The 15,431-nt window shown below is 39.7% G+C and carries 15 protein-coding genes and 3 tRNA genes; 5 read left to right on the forward strand and 13 right to left on the reverse strand.

Annotated elements, in window-relative coordinates:
* Nucleotides 1-384: a hypothetical protein gene (locus KHY58_RS04570; protein ID WP_278472295.1), complete on the forward strand. Its 384-nt coding sequence runs from the start codon at nucleotides 1-3 to the stop codon at nucleotides 382-384.
* 58 nt (nucleotides 385-442) lie between these two features.
* Nucleotides 443-1,480, forward strand: a complete 1,038-nt coding sequence (locus KHY58_RS04575) for a hypothetical protein (RefSeq protein ID WP_278452043.1) — start codon at nucleotides 443-445, stop codon at nucleotides 1,478-1,480.
* A 2-nt stretch (nucleotides 1,481-1,482) separates the two neighbouring features.
* Here KHY58_RS04575 and KHY58_RS04580 read toward each other — a convergent pair whose 3' ends face one another.
* Complete coding sequence (locus KHY58_RS04580) at nucleotides 1,483-1,680, reverse strand: hypothetical protein (protein ID WP_278452042.1); 198 nt, start codon at nucleotides 1,678-1,680, stop codon at nucleotides 1,483-1,485.
* A gap of 132 nt (nucleotides 1,681-1,812) precedes the next feature.
* On the opposite strand from KHY58_RS04580, the gene KHY58_RS04585 reads away from it, so the two are divergent.
* Together KHY58_RS04585 and KHY58_RS04590 are read left to right on the forward strand one after the other, a co-directional pair.
* Nucleotides 1,813-2,301, forward strand: coding sequence for a phage integrase SAM-like domain-containing protein (locus tag KHY58_RS04585; protein ID WP_278452041.1), 489 nt, complete (start codon nucleotides 1,813-1,815; stop codon nucleotides 2,299-2,301).
* Nucleotides 2,279-2,887, forward strand: a complete 609-nt coding sequence (locus tag KHY58_RS04590) for a site-specific integrase (RefSeq protein ID WP_278472297.1) — start codon at nucleotides 2,279-2,281, stop codon at nucleotides 2,885-2,887. The genes KHY58_RS04585 and KHY58_RS04590 overlap by 23 nt, the downstream gene beginning before the upstream one ends.
* 67 nt (nucleotides 2,888-2,954) lie before the next feature.
* On the opposite strand, the gene KHY58_RS04595 is transcribed toward KHY58_RS04590, so the two are convergent.
* From KHY58_RS04595 to KHY58_RS04605, 3 genes are all read right to left on the reverse strand, one after another.
* Nucleotides 2,955-3,040: transfer RNA gene (locus KHY58_RS04595), tRNA-Leu, on the reverse strand.
* A 12-nt stretch (nucleotides 3,041-3,052) separates the two neighbouring features.
* A tRNA-Phe gene (locus KHY58_RS04600) sits at nucleotides 3,053-3,128 on the reverse strand.
* Nucleotides 3,129-3,150: 22 nt separating this feature from the next.
* Nucleotides 3,151-3,226: transfer RNA gene (locus KHY58_RS04605), tRNA-Asp, on the reverse strand.
* Nucleotides 3,227-3,546: 320 nt separating this feature from the next.
* On the opposite strand from KHY58_RS04605, the gene KHY58_RS04610 reads away from it, so the two are divergent.
* On the forward strand, nucleotides 3,547-4,182 hold the full coding sequence (locus KHY58_RS04610; RefSeq protein ID WP_278472300.1) for a hypothetical protein: 636 nt from the start codon (nucleotides 3,547-3,549) through the stop codon (nucleotides 4,180-4,182).
* A gap of 237 nt (nucleotides 4,183-4,419) precedes the next feature.
* On the opposite strand, the gene KHY58_RS04615 is transcribed toward KHY58_RS04610, so the two are convergent.
* The 9 genes from KHY58_RS04615 to purH form a co-directional block, all read right to left on the reverse strand.
* The gene (locus tag KHY58_RS04615; RefSeq protein ID WP_012863941.1) at nucleotides 4,420-4,797 is read right to left on the reverse strand and encodes a PaaI family thioesterase; all 378 of its coding nucleotides are present in this window, start codon (nucleotides 4,795-4,797) and stop codon (nucleotides 4,420-4,422) included.
* Complete coding sequence (gene menC, locus KHY58_RS04620; RefSeq protein WP_278472302.1) at nucleotides 4,794-5,945, reverse strand: o-succinylbenzoate synthase; 1,152 nt, start codon at nucleotides 5,943-5,945, stop codon at nucleotides 4,794-4,796. Before menC ends, KHY58_RS04615 begins: the two co-directional genes overlap by 4 nt.
* Before the next feature lie 13 nt (nucleotides 5,946-5,958).
* Nucleotides 5,959-7,365: an o-succinylbenzoate--CoA ligase gene (menE, locus tag KHY58_RS04625; protein WP_278472303.1), complete on the reverse strand. Its 1,407-nt coding sequence runs from the start codon at nucleotides 7,363-7,365 to the stop codon at nucleotides 5,959-5,961.
* Nucleotides 7,366-7,572: 207 nt separating this feature from the next.
* Nucleotides 7,573-8,415: a 1,4-dihydroxy-2-naphthoyl-CoA synthase gene (gene menB, locus KHY58_RS04630; RefSeq protein ID WP_004693709.1), complete on the reverse strand. Its 843-nt coding sequence runs from the start codon at nucleotides 8,413-8,415 to the stop codon at nucleotides 7,573-7,575.
* A 4-nt stretch (nucleotides 8,416-8,419) separates the two neighbouring features.
* Nucleotides 8,420-9,280: a 2-succinyl-6-hydroxy-2,4-cyclohexadiene-1-carboxylate synthase gene (gene menH / locus KHY58_RS04635; protein WP_004697990.1), complete on the reverse strand. Its 861-nt coding sequence runs from the start codon at nucleotides 9,278-9,280 to the stop codon at nucleotides 8,420-8,422.
* Nucleotides 9,277-11,040 (reverse strand): 2-succinyl-5-enolpyruvyl-6-hydroxy-3-cyclohexene-1-carboxylic-acid synthase, encoded by a 1,764-nt coding sequence (gene menD / locus KHY58_RS04640; RefSeq protein WP_004698012.1) that lies wholly within the window; start codon nucleotides 11,038-11,040, stop codon nucleotides 9,277-9,279. The genes menH and menD overlap by 4 nt, the downstream gene beginning before the upstream one ends.
* Nucleotides 11,041-11,080: 40 nt before the next feature.
* Nucleotides 11,081-12,223: an isochorismate synthase gene (locus tag KHY58_RS04645; RefSeq protein WP_004698007.1), complete on the reverse strand. Its 1,143-nt coding sequence runs from the start codon at nucleotides 12,221-12,223 to the stop codon at nucleotides 11,081-11,083.
* 262 nt (nucleotides 12,224-12,485) lie between these two features.
* Complete coding sequence (gene purD, locus KHY58_RS04650; protein ID WP_004697986.1) at nucleotides 12,486-13,748, reverse strand: phosphoribosylamine--glycine ligase; 1,263 nt, start codon at nucleotides 13,746-13,748, stop codon at nucleotides 12,486-12,488.
* A 147-nt stretch (nucleotides 13,749-13,895) separates the two neighbouring features.
* Entirely contained in the window at nucleotides 13,896-15,425 is a 1,530-nt protein-coding gene (gene purH / locus KHY58_RS04655) for a bifunctional phosphoribosylaminoimidazolecarboxamide formyltransferase/IMP cyclohydrolase (protein ID WP_118091014.1), read from the reverse strand.
* Between the last annotated feature and the right edge of the window lie 6 nt (nucleotides 15,426-15,431).

Raw genomic sequence — 15,431 nt, forward strand, 5'->3', positions numbered from 1 at the left:
ATGGGATTTTTTAGCAGTGAACCAAAAGTTATCGAAAGCCCTACAAAGGACTTTATGGGTCAATACTTATACCACTTAGATGGTATTGGTGCTAATTTATTTGTGTATGATACATGTGTTGTTATCGATCGCACTCAAGGCGGTCTATTCAACTTGGGAAATCGTACATACAAGATTATTCCAATTAAAAACATCTTAGCCATTCAAGTGAAATCAACTGGTGTTACTTCCGGATTTTTGGAATTTGCCACATACGGTCACGAAAATACATCGATGAAAGGTTTTGACAGGACCAACGATGAAAACAATATCAATTTTAACAGTGAAAACTCAGTTAATACTGCTAGGGAAATTGTTAAATATCTAGTTCCTAAAATTTGTTAGTAACTACAAAGCCTCCTACCCTACTACGGGGTAAGCGGCTTTGTAATAAAGGAGAAAAATGGAGACACGTACAATAACTATTCCTGAAGTACCTTCAGATAGGAGATACTGGTTAATCAGAACCGAAAAAGGTAAATATTATCGGGACTTTAAAGAAAATGGCTATATTGCATTAGGCTGGAATCATTTTAGCAATCTTGACGATTTAAAAAGTGCAGCACTTGCCTTACAGGTAAAAGAAAAACTTACAGGTATATTTAAAAAAGTATACCCTAGTGAGAAAAGACCTGGTCTTGCGATAAACCAAATGATTAAATTTGTTACGGATATATCTATTGACGACGTTGTTATTATCCCAAGCAGTAACAGTAATGAAATTTCTATAGGTGTGGTAACATCTCCCCCATACGCCGCTTCTCCTATCGTTAATCGTGCATCTTGTCTTGATGTAGAAAAGCCAGAATATGAAGAGTGTCCTTTTATCAAACGCATCCGAGTTAAATGGCTGACACGTATAAAAAAGGCTAACATCGATTTACGACTAGCTAAACTACTTAACGCGAGAAACACGATTACGCAAGCTGATTTCTATGCGCATTTCATTGATAGATCTATATATGACTTATACTATAAAAATGGTAAAGTGCATCTTACTCTCCAAGTAGAAAAACAAGAAGACGTAACCATCGATGAATTTGCAGAACTTTTAACTAGTATACAGGGTCTAATTAATGCATACAATATATCAGACGAATCTGAAAAGTTAACTCTCAAATCTAGAGTAGAATCACCAGGCCCTCTTGAAATCATTGGAGGTGCTGCATCTGTATGTTTAATTGCTTCAGTTATTGGGTACATTAGGTACGGCGGAGAGATATCATTTAAAATTCCTTATTTCGACATAGAATTTTACAAAAAAACAGATGGTGCAATAGGAAGAGATTTACAAAAAACTATAGAAGAGAATCGTCACCAAGAAGCAATGGTAATGGAGGACCATCGCCATCAAGAAAAAATGGCCGAGATAGAAGCTAAAAAACTAAAAAGGTCTTTAATCAGACTTAAAATCAAGCCTCCTAAAGACCTTATAAAATAGTATTAATTAATACGAACAGTTAAACATTTGAGCGAAATCATTGATGCGACTATTACGATTACATATTTTGTAATCCCAACCCCCCCAACGGTATAATTCCAAACGGAAGGTATCCATATGAAGGGCACCGTAAATATGGCCGTCAACAGCGCAATAAATGCAATGTGCCAAATAATTTTACCAGCTAATTGGTGTAACATTGGATTACCTCCTTCCTCTTACCATCATTATAAGTCTTATTTAGTAAACAACGCAAGACCTGGGCTATAAAAGCCTCTCCAAAATAGAAGTCTACTCATTATATCTATAATTTAGCTAAGGAGGTTATTTTTATGGCTAAAAAAAGATCTGATGGGCGCTACCAAGTATCTAAGATGATAAACGGTAAGCGTAAATACTTTTATGGCAGCACAAAGAAAGCTGCTACGGAAGCTATGGAGAAATACGTAAATGCTAATCAAGCATGTGCCAATTTTGATGATACTATCTCATTGAACACCTGGATTAATATTTGGTTGCAACTAAAAGAAAAGAGCATAACACCAGCTACCTATCAAAGTTATACAGGTATCATAAATCGCTATATTCGAGATAAAATTGGCGGTGTAAGACTAGCTGAGATTAAACCAAATACATTACGCTATGTATTTGAATCTATGGATGGCTTATCCTCTCGAACCATATCATATACCATGACAATACTGAGCTCGATATTAGAACAGGCTGTAAAGGATGATATCATCCCCAAAAATTATATGCGTAACCTAGATAGACCTAAGCAGGTTAAAGTAACGGCATATGGTAACACTGACTGCAGATGAAGTTAAGAGTTTCTTATCTAATATATCTAATTCTGAACATCATGCATTGTTTAAATTAGCATTTGCAACTGGTATGCGGCGCTCTGAATTGTTAGGCCTAAGATGGTCTGATATCGACTTTAAGAAATCAACCATATCCATTTCACAAACAGCACTCAAAATCGGATCAACTGCAGTTATATCAAATACGACTAAAACTACATCATCCAAGCGGATAATAGCCATTGATACGGATACAATCCAAGAGCTTATGAAGCATAAAATAGCCATAGATAAGCGCAGAATCAAGACGATGAACTGGATTAATAATAATCTAGTATTTCCTGGCATTAAAGGTAATCCTCGCTGCCCTGATGAAGTCAGCAAGTTATGTAAGAAATACGCCAATTCAATCGGTAAGCCAGCTTTTACTATGCATGGAACAAGACATACCCACGCCACACTTCTCATTGAAAATGGGGCAAATATGAAAGCCATACAAGAACGTCTAGGCCATGCTTCGTTTCAAGAAACAATGGACACCTACTCACACGTTACTCCTAAAATGGAAGATGACATCGTGGAACGCATCGCTAAAATATTTTGATGTCAAAATGATGTCAAACAAAAATAAGGGCTTACAGAATTACCTGTAAACCCTTATTTTATTAGTTTGGTGCGGTTGGCGGGACTTGAACCCGCACGAGCGTTAGCTCACCACCCCCTCAAGATGGCGTGTCTGCCATTCCACCACAACCGCATGGAATACAAATGGTGCCTCAGGACAGAATCGAACTGTCGACACACGGATTTTCAGTCCGTTGCTCTACCAACTGAGCTACCGAGGCATGATTTTTTGTAAAAAAAAAATGGCGACCCCGATCAGATTTGAACTGACGATCTTCGCCGTGACAGGGCGACATGTTAACCGCTACACCACGGGGCCGCGTATCAACTCGCGTTGACTACTTGTACATAATATCATGGATTTTAGAGCAATGCAACTATTTTTTTAAAAAATATTATTACAAATCTATGAAAATAATTGATTATATTTGATAATCGTTATTTTATAGCTTTTATAAAAGTATCTCTATATTATATTACAGGAATCCACCCTTTATCGTCATAATTCGTCAGTTTTCGTAATAGTACAATTTTCTCTCTAAGCTATAATAGGTATACCCTTTACTAGAAATCATCCTATTCTTTACTCAATATGCTACAATATGTATATATTCAGTATGAAAATGCCTCTATAGAAACATGAAAGGATTCGCTGTGAATAAGTTCAATTCAAAAGGTGTTATTATCGCTCTTATCATAGCTATTGTAGGAGCGATGGCCGCAGCATGGTATTTCTTATGGTATGTACCACATACACCAGCCTACACATTAAAAATCATTCACCAAGCAGTACAAGATAAAGATGCAGACGAAGCATTACGCCACATAGATATAAAATCCATTGTAAAAAACATTGTAGAACGAGAAGGCAATAAATATGTCGATACATCTACCCCACTTGGTAAAGCTACAATAGCAGCTACCAAAACATTTGGACCAGCTCTTATCGAAGACGTAATACGAACATATATCGAAGATCCTGACAGCTTTAAATCTGAATCACCTACCAATAATACCACTACAGCAAATGATGATAATAAGTCTATGGTAGATCGTCTTGTAGAAGGTCGCCTATTTAAGGAACATGATGTAGAGGTTAAAAACCTAAAGTCAGAAGATAATGGTGATACGGCTACTGTAACTGTAACAATACAAAATAATAAAAAGAATATGACAAAAGATATAAGAGTTTTGATGCGTCATTTAGGAGATGGAACATGGGTAATTTACGATATTCCTAATATTGAAGACCTATATACTATCACTAGAAAATAAATATCTTTGTCTTTTCTAACATTTTAAATTTCAGATCTTAGAAAACGTAAAAAAGATCTATGTCGTTTTTCTAGACGAGCCATTTACATTGTAAAACCAACAAAGGACAGTATCTACCGAAAGGTATATACTGTCCTTTTATTATCCTATAATCTTAACAATCGTAAGTTCTCATGTAAGACGAAATTATACATAGCTTAATTAGCAAATATAACTAAATCCTTTAAAAATGGGATTTTATCTATCAAAATCTACAATAGCCAAGGTTACAGTCACTTGTGAGATAAGGCGTTGTGCATCATCTATCATATCAAAGCGCCACACATGGGATGTCTTGCCTTTTACTAGTAAAGTTCCTAACGCTGTTAAGGATCCTTCACACTTTACAGGGCGTAGATGGTTAGCAGTTACAGATTGTCCTACACCAAATTTATGAGAACCTACCAGTTCATTACTCATCATACCTGCAATAATTTCTGCAAAAGCTAATGTAGCACCACCGTTTAAATAGCCTTGTGGTTGTTTGTGAAACTCAGTTAAATTCATTTTTGCAATACATGTAGTATCGCTCGTCATACGAGGAGCATCAATTTGTAAGGATTCAATTAAATTCATAGTGTTCGTTTCTCCACACAATACGCCTCTAGTCTATCATCAAAGACTGTTACACCTAGTCCATCTCCATCGGGAACATGCATAACACCATCTTTAAATGTTAAATCTGGGAAAATAAGATCTTGTCCAAAATATCTATTTGAGTCAGATAAATCCCCTGCCATATAGGAATCTCCTAATGCGGATAGCTGAACATGAAGCATTTTAGAAACCCCTGACTCTACCATGCTACCAATCCAATATGGAATATGACGTTCTCTACATAGATTAATAGCCGCTTTTGTTGGGATAAGACCACCCATTCGCCCTACTTTTACATTCAACACATCGATTAAGTCATATTCAATAGCATAGGACAGATCATCATATCCTAAAATGGACTCATCTAAACAAATTGGCGTATAGATTTTCCAATCGTCATCATTAAGACATTCCCACTTCCAATCTCTATAAGATTGAAGGTTTGCCATCGCAAAGGGCTCTTCAATACAAGCTAGACCTAAATCATCATACTGACGCACCTTATCGATTTCTTGATACGAATAGCTTCGATTTGCATCAGCCGCTAAGACCAAATCCGGATAATGTTTGCGAACTAAAGCTACGCGTTCATAACCATCTACAGGATTTACCTTTAATTTAATCCGCTTACAACCATTTACTACATGATGCGCTACAACATCAAGTAATTGGTCTATTGGCACATCACCGACGACGATACCACTTTCAATTGTCTCTTGTAAAGGTTGATCCATAATGTAGGAAACAGAATTTACACCTATCCGTTCACAATGAAGATGAATAAGCGCATTTTCTAGAGCCGCAATAGCCATAGGCATATTGTCTCGATTGCGCCAAAATTGTAATTGTCGTACATAGGTCATCAGTGGTTTAGGCCGCATCAAGCGCAAATTAAAGATATAATCGTCTACCATAGCTTTCCAACAGGTTTCTACGGTCTCAAATGTATAGAATGGCTCTGTGAAAGCTACGCATTCCCCATATCCTACATACCCTTGTTGGTCTTCAATACGAACAACGATAGTCTCTCTTTCTTTCACCTCGCCCTTGGCAGTCTTAAAATTGAACTTCAGTGGCAATTTAAGGCGATATGTAGTTATACTTTTAAAGTTTAAAATATTATTCATAGGCGCCTCAATTTTATAATTTCAGTTCATTACGCAATATTTTGCCAGTTCCATTTCGAGGCAATGCGGTTAATGCTTTTACATATTTCGGAATCTTATATTTTGCTAAAAAGTCTGTCATAAAGGCTAGAATATCCTCTGGTGGCAGACTTTTACCATCATGAAAGGCCACAAAGAGTGCTGGCACTTGTCCCCATTTAGCATCAGGTACAGGCACAACGACACATTCCTTTACCGATGGCAACGTATAGACCAAATCCTCTAGTTCTTTAGGGTAAATATTTTCACCCCCAGAAATGATGAGGTCTTTACGGCGATTCAAAATATAAACGAAACCGTCTTCATCGATGTAACCAATATCATCTGTATTAAAGTCTCCATCGATAGGTTCCTTGTTGATGTAACCAGTCATAACCATCGGGCCCGTCAAATGAATTTCGCCTACCCCATCTGTATCAGGATTATCGATACAAACCTGCATGCCAGGCAATGGCTTACCTACAGATTCTCGTTTATGAGGATACTCCAATACAGAGAAGGTCACACTTTGACTAAAGGTTTCCGTCATGCCGTAGGTCTTATAGATAGGCAAAGATTTCTTTTCACAAGCTTCGATGAGAGCCATGGGAATGAATTCTCCACCGAGCAATATAACACGTAATGCATGGTGCGTAATATGTGGCTCTAATTGAGTCAAAATGGTAGGCACTAAGGACATCATATTGATTTGCTCAGATTCTATAAGTTTGAGAACTTGAGTTTCATCATATTTAGGCAAAATAGTGACAGCCGTCCCGTTATAAAGAGACCTCATCAAAATAGATAAACCACTCACATGAAACAGAGGCAGTACCATTAACCAATTATCCTGCTCCGTTTTCCCTAGTACCTCTTGGGATGCTTGTACATGAGCTTTAATCTGCCCCCATCGAAGCGGTACAGACTTAAATTGCCCCGTAGTAGCGCTCGTATTCATGATAGCAGCTATATCTGTGTCCACAAAGACCCAATCAAAGGAATCCTCGACCACTAAATCCGATAGAATTCTTTCTAGAGTTTCAAACTCAATTGTAACAATTGAATTAGAGGCCTTCGAATCAACAAAATGAGATAATTGATTACGTCGTTCTTTACTATGTAATACGGTGGTAACACCTAATTGATCCAATTGGTTTATTATTTCCTTTGGCTTAAGATGTACATTAAGTAAAAGTACCTCTTTATGAACTAGCATAGCAGCCAACACATACATTGCCATGGTCACAGAGTTATCGGATAAGATAGCCACTCGAGATGCGTCTAAAGGCAGTAAATTACGAGCCACATGGAGTACACCACGGTATATATCGTTATAGGTATATTCATTTATACATTTACGATTAGGATAGTGCTGTGCACCATAACGTAACCACTCCATCATCTCACCTCGTATCTAAACCTAATCACTAATACGTAATCATTAATTACCAATTACCAATAAATAGTAAATAATAAGTAATAACTAAAAAAATAATAATTGAAATATGATAAATAAAGAGATATTACAAGAAAGGCGCCTCCTATAGAGGCGCACTTGTCGTTTTAACCGTTAATATAGTCCGTCATATAGGACTGTATCGACTCCCGATTAAGGGAATTTAGGGAATTGTTTGAAGTTAGGTTTCCGTTTTTCTTTGAACGCGTCACGACCTTCTTTCGCTTCATCAATTGTATAGTACATCAATGTAGCGTCCCCTGCGAATTGTTGTAAACCTGCAAGGCCATCTGTGTCGGCATTGAAAGCGCCTTTCAACATGCGCAATGCCATTGGAGATAATTCAAGTATTTCGCTACACCATTGAACTGTTTCTTCTTCCAATTTGTCAAATGGTACCACAGTATTAACCATGCCCATTTCATATGCTTGAGCTGCTGTGTATTGACGGCACAAGAACCATACTTCGCGAGCGCGTTTGTGACCGATCATACGAGCCAAGTAACCTGCGCCATAACCAGCGTCGAAGGAGCCTACACGAGGACCAGTTTGACCGAACTTAGCATTTTCAGAAGCGATTGTAAGGTCACATACGATGTGCAATACATGACCGCCACCGATAGCATAACCATTAACCATTGCAATAACAGGTTTAGGGATGACGCGAATTAAGCGTTGTAAATCGAGAACGTTCAAGCGAGGCACATTGTCTTCACCTACATAACCACCGTGACCACGTACGCTTTGGTCACCGCCGGAGCAGAATGCCTCTTTATCTTCGCCCTTACCGTGGTTAGCACCAGTCAATACGATTACGCCTACTTCGTTATCTTCACGAGCTACTGTGAAAGCATCAATTAACTCCATTACTGTTTTAGGACGAAATGCGTTACGCACTTCTGGACGGTTAATAGTAATCTTTGCAATGCCATTATATGTTTCGTAAATTACATCTTCATAATTACGATCCAATACTTTCCAATCAAATTTGCTCATGGACTTAACCTTTCTTCTGTAAAAAATCCAATACCGCTCGTTCAAAAATCTGCGGTTTCTCTATATGTACATTATGCCCCGCCCCGTCGACGATGACATGATTAAAACTTGGCAACTTGCCAAATACGTCTCTTCCTATTGTAGTATATTTTGTATCTAATGCGCCACTCACATATAAACCTTTAACAGAGAAATTTTTTAATTTATCCCCTACATAAGGCATTACGCCTTGCCCTGAGCTACGCAACGTACAAGCTAAGGCATATGGGCTATTATTGGAACGGCGTAAGTATATTAATTCTTCTACCCCCTCTGAAAGCTGTTTTTGACTCTCAAAAATAGGTGCTTCCGCCCATCGTGCAGCAAACCAAGCACCATCATGCTCTTCGATATGAACTGCTAAGTCTTCATCCGCCTTGCGGCGTGCTGCTCGCTCAGCGTCAGAAGCGATGCCTACCGAGCCACTTTCAAGAATAAGACCTTTGATTTCACGTTCATATTGTAAAGCATAGGAAAGTGCAATACGAGCCCCCATAGAATAGCCCATGAGGTAATAGCTTTCACCAACCATGTAATAGATAACTGTGTGTAAGTCCTTTATCATTTGAGGAATGGTGTAAGCCTGATTCTCATCAGGAATATCTGAATCGCCATGTCCGATTAAATCAATACGAACCACGCGATACCCCGGCAGATTAATAGCATCCCAAGTATAGCTTGATTCAGAGAAGCCGTGGAAACATACAATAGGTTCCCCTTCACCTACCACAGTCAAACCGTAGCGATACTCTCCCAAGTCAAAATACATCCGCTGAGCTGGATTACACAAAGCATTATCTACAATACTGCAAAAATACTGACTCATAGTAATGCCTCCATATCAACTGAAACGTTTGTATATTTCCTATGTAACTGACGACTATATTCCCGGTCTGTTGGTATTTCAATAATATGAACGCCAGATTCCTCGCTAACTTTAGCTAATACAGGGACCAATTCATCAGGACTAGAGATTTTAGTGTACCCACAGCCATAGAGTTTAGCAGCCCCACTATAATCTAAGCCTTGTGACGTAGAGAACAAATAATCAAAATATTTCGTTCCCTTTTGCGGTAAATATTCAAAAATACCGCCTCCATCGTTATTATGCAAAATAATCGTCAAATTGAGATTGTGCGTTTTAGCGACCGCTAAACCGTTTAGATCATGGAATAAAGACAAATCACCCGTTACGAGATATGTAGGCTGATGATTCGTTGCAAGTCCAAGTGCAGTGGAAACTGTACCATCGATACCATTAACACCACGATTACCGTAAAGAACAGCATCTGACTCCCCAGAAAACCAAAAGTAATCAAAGTCGCGAACGGTCATGCTATTCGCCACAAGTACTTGGCTATTGTCAGGAATATGCTGTTGCAACTCGCGTATCGTGCGTCCTTCAAAGCAACTTGGTTCTTCTATAGCTGTACTTAGTTGAGCTTTACCAGCTACTTCTAAACGTTTCCATCTATTAAGATATGCATTAGATTCGTTCTTTACAGCGAACAAATGCGTAAACATATCTATGCTTGCTTGCATGTGTATGGTGGTTTTCCCCATAGGGTTCATGGAGTCCATCGTGGGATTTATCTCAATATATTCCACATTATCCCAACTTGCCACCATTTGCTGTACCCGTTTCGATACAACGATTTGGCCAAACTGAATTACGCAATCTGGCTTTAGTACAGGCCATAACTCTTTATCCGCTAAAAACGCATCATACGTAGAAATGACAACATCAGAGACTTGTTTATCCTGAGTCATATTTGTATCATTGTTACAATTGCTAACAACTTCATGATTGTCATCAATAGCACCAGCCTTATGATAGCGTCTTACATTAGACAATGGATCCGCCAAGATAGGAGCTTGTAAATTCTCCGCAAAGGAATGAATAGACTCAACTTCATCTACATCAATTTGTGGACCAGCTAAAATAAGGACTCTCTTATACTGTGCAAGCAATAGACTTCTATTCTGATAGCTAAACACATCACCGTAATTAGGTTTAAATACTTTGTAAGGGCTACGTCCCGCTTCAAAGTGCTTACGATCTAGTTCAGGCACTAATGGCTCAAAGAGGGGTACATTGATATGAACTGGTCCCTTTTTGATGTCCATAGCTTTCATATACGCCTTGCGCGCTACTTGTCGTGGATATGTATAATAATGTTCCTTTTGAGGCACCGCTAATTCTTCATAATAGTTTACAGCTGTACCAAAGATTTTTTGTTGATCTACTGTTTGTGGAGCCCCTGTATGTAGCAAGGTATAAGGTCTATCGGCAGACAATACAATAAGAGGTACCCCACTATATTGAGCCTCTAAAATAGCGGGCAAATAATGAGCCACTGCGGAACCAGATGTACAAACTAACACAGTTGGTTCTTTATGAGCCTTTGCAATGCCAAGTGCCATAAAGCTAGCAGAGCGCTCATCTATATTCATATATGTTTCAAAGCCTTCATACTCCGTGAAAAGCATAGCCATCGTCGTAGAACGAGAACCAGGGCTAAACACAGCATGCCGGACGCCGAGTTGGTAAAACTCATCTACCAAGGCAGCAATATATTCGTTCATTATATTCCCTTTCAACAACTCCTAAGGGTTTGGAAATTTATCATAATGCATCCAAAATGGTGCGCATTTTATTATTAGTTTCTGCGTACTCTTCATCCGCATCAGAATCGGCTACGACGCCACATCCTGCATAGGCATAAAGAACATTATCCATAATGAGGGCAGATCGAATAGCAACGATGACAATACCGTCCCCCATATCTTTCATAAAGCCAAAAGGTGCTGCATACATGCCGCGCTCATGAGCTTCGTACTTTTGTAGCAATGCCAACGCCTTTTCTCGTGGTTCACCACCGAGAGCCGGTGTAGGATGGAGCAACTTTGCCCATTCCACGAGGGATTTTGTGCTATCCTTTGCAGTAATAATGGTGCGCAAATGATAGAGATGCGCCAGCTCCATGATACCCGTTTCACCTATTATAACCTCCGGAGTAATAGATTTCATGATATCCACAATACGGTCACGGACGATATTATGTTCAAAGAGATTTTTCTTATCTGTTAACAGTTGTTCCTTAGTCCACGCATTTGGTCCATGTTTAGGTGCTGTCCCCGCCAAGGCATAGCTGAGAATTTCACTACCTCGATGGCGAACTAGAATCTCTGGCGATGCACCCACAAAGGTGCGTCCATCCTTTTCGTAACCAAAGATAAAGCAATTTGGATTATTATCTACTAAATTTGCCAAAATACTTGCCACATTGTATGGTGTTTCACTAGTAAACTGTACCTCTCGAGAAGAAACGACCTTCGTCATTTCTCCACTACTAATACCATCAGCGATAGCGTTCATCAAACTATCCCAAGCCGCCTTATCATCACTGGTTTCCTTGTAGTTATGGCGAACTCGAGGCACCTCGAAATCCGTAATAGGGACGCTTTCACCAGCGTGCAAGTAAAAAGACTCCCCATTTTCTACGATGTAATAATGGGTGAAAGCAATCATTTCATGACCCATGCCAGCCCATTTAGTGTCCTTAGAGTTTTCAAAAAAAGTATCTCCATAAAACACGTAAGCGTAATTATGGCGATCTTCATCATCTTTGACCGTCGCCAAACGTTTAGCACCTACAACGATGCGGTCGCTTTGACGATCCACCCAGAATACGCGTTCTTCGTTGGGAAAATTCAGCCAAAAGGCTACCGGACTATTCAGTTCTAACGGTTCTTTATTATATATCATAGTTGTATATCACTATTAAGAAATAAAATAGACTATAGTAAAAACACCTAACGTGTAGAAGATTTACTTCTACACGTCAGGCGTCATCAATAAGTTTCCAAATTTTTGAGATGAGCCTAACGCCATCACACGTCGATGGGCCCTCTTTATATCTAATTTATTATATCATAGGTAACAGTTAAAAGGTAGAAAATAAAACCTCTACACCGCATGCGTCGTGCATAAATGTAGAGGTTTTCATTATATTCAAAATGTTGTTACTTTATTTAAAAGCCTTAGCCCCAATATCTGTACGATATTGCATGCCTTCAAAGTCGATATGCTCTATACGTTCATAGGCTCTATCAAGTGCCGTTCTAAGGTCTTTGCCAAGTCCGACAACACCAAGCACACGACCGCCATTAGTGACATAATTTTCACCAACAAGCTTTGTACCAGAGTGGAATACAATGGTTGTGTCATATTGTTTAATATCCCCACTGATGACATCGCCCTTAGATGAAGTTTCAGGATAGCCCTTAGAAGCAAGGATAACGCAAGCCGCTGAGGAATCTTTCCATTTCACCATATTAGAGGTTAATGTGCCCTTAGCACAGGCCATCATAATCTCACCTAAATCACTATCGAGTAGCGGCAATACAACTTGTGTTTCAGGATCACCAAAGCGCGCATTGAATTCTACCACCTTAGGACCTTCGTCAGTAATCATAAGCCCCGCGTAAAGGCAGCCTACATACGGCATGCCTTCTTTTTCCATAGCCGCTACCATAGGTTCTAAGATGGTTTTCATCGCTTCGTCCCGCAATGCATCTGTAAGAACGGGGGCCGGTGCATAGGTCCCCATGCCACCTGTATTAGGTCCTTTATCACCATCAAAGATACGTTTATGATCTTGAGAGGCAATCATAGGAACTACGGTCTTTCCATCTACAAAGGCTAATAAACTAGCCTCTTCACCTTCCATAAACTCTTCAATAACAACGGTGCTGCCTGCGTCACCGAATCGATTACCGCTGAGCATATCTTCTACGGCTACATTCGCTTCATCGATGGTCATGGCTACTACAACGCCCTTCCCTGCCGCCAAGCCGTCAGCTTTAACAACGATAGGAGCTCCTGTTTGAGCAATAAAAGCTTTTGCTTCATCTACCTTGTGGAATACACCATACGCAGCAGTGGGAATGTTGTATTTTTTCATGAGGTCTTTAGCAAATACCTTTGATCCCTCTAGTTGAGCGGCTGCTTTAGATGGGCCAAAAACTGGAATTCCCGCCTTATTAAGTACATCTGCTAAGCCCGCTACTAAAGGAGCCTCAGGCCCAACAACAACTAAATCAACTTGATTATCTTTCAAAAAGCTAATTAAATGATCGCTTTGTTGCCAATCGATGCCAACTAGCTCTGCACAATCTAACATAGCCGCGCTGCCAGGAATAGCATATACCTTTGTTACGCTAGGGCTGATGGACAATCGCCACGCCAATGCATGTTCACGGCCGCCGCTACCGATTACACATACTTTCATAAGTCCTCCATCGGCGCCTAAACGCCATCAAATCCATAATAATATAAACACATAACAGGGCACTCCAAACATCAATAATTGTTGTGACCGTTCAATAGATATTTTGCCCTAATAGTGTTTAACAATCCGCTAAAAATTCTTAACTAGTTAATGTTTAAAGTGACGAATATTTGTAAATACCATAGCGATGCCCGCTTCATCAGCCGCTTTGATGGACTCTTCGTCGCGAATAGAGCCACCTGGTTGAATAATAGCTGCAATGCCATGCTTTGCCGCTGTTTCTACGGTATCGCCAAATGGGAAGAATGCATCGGATGCTAATACAGCGCCTTTAGCGGCTTCCCCGGCTTGTTCAAGAGCAATTTTTGCAGAACCTACGCGATTCATTTGACCGGCCCCAACTCCAAGAGTACGCTTTTCATTAGAAATCAAAATCGCATTGGATTTTACATGTTTTACGAGTTTCCATGCAAATTCAAGAGCTTTCCATTGTTCCTCTGTTGGTTGTACCTTCGTAACAACTTTATAATTGGCGCGGTCTTCTAGGATATCGTCTTCTGTTTGCACTAATAAACCACCAGACACCTTTTTCACTGTCACTTGGCCAGATTCCGGCTTAGATAGTTCAATGAGGCGAATATTCTTCTTAGCTTCAAGGATTTCTAATGCTTCTTTTGTGAAAGCAGGTGCCATAATAACTTCTAAGAAAATTTTGCTCATTTCCTCCGCTGTACTTGCATCTACTTCACGGTTTAAGGCTACGATGCCACCAAAGGCGGATACGGAATCAGCTTCGTAAGCATTTACATAGGCATCATGTAATGTAGCTGCAGTAGCGGCACCACATGGGTTCGTATGCTTAATGATGCATGCAGCTGGCTCAGTAAACTCCCATACCATATTCCATGCCGCTTCCATGTCTACAATATTGTTATAGGAAAGCTCTTTGCCATGTAATTGTTTCAAGGCCCCCATGCCATGAGCTGTACCAATTTCTTTATAGAATGCGGCTTGTTGATGCGGATTTTCCCCATATCTAAGATCTGTTACCTTCTCATAAGCACTCAAATATTCTGGAGGTGTAGGGCCTTCATTCAAGATTCCACTCATATAATTAGCGATGGCCACATCGTAAGCCGCCGTATGAGCAAAGGCTTCTTTGGCAAGTCCAAAGCGATATTCCTTAGTCAATTCACCTTGATCCTTGAGCATCTCTAAGATTTCATCGTAATGATTTGGATTTACTACGATACCCACAAAGGCATGATTCTTTGCTGCAGAACGAACCATCGTAGGACCACCAATATCGATATTTTCGATGGCCTCTTCTAAGGATACATTAGGTTTTGCAATGGTTTCGCGGAACGGGTAAAGATTGACTACAACAAGGTCGATTGGTTCAATACCATGTTCTGCCATAGCTTGTTGATGCTCCGCATTATCACGGATCGCCAAAATACCACCATGCACCTTAGGATGTAATGTCTTTACGCGGCCATCCATCATTTCAGGAAAATCAGTCAAAGACTCTACCGATTTTGCCGGAATACCTGCTTCGGTTATGGCTTTAAGGGTCCCACCTGTGGAATAAATGGTTACCCCTAAATCAACTAAACCTTTCGCAAAGTCTACAATACCTGTTTTATCAGAAACACTAAGTAATGCATTTTTAATCATCTAACG

This window comes from Veillonella parvula (genome assembly GCF_018366295.1).
Taxonomy (GTDB): domain Bacteria; phylum Bacillota; class Negativicutes; order Veillonellales; family Veillonellaceae; genus Veillonella; species Veillonella parvula_P.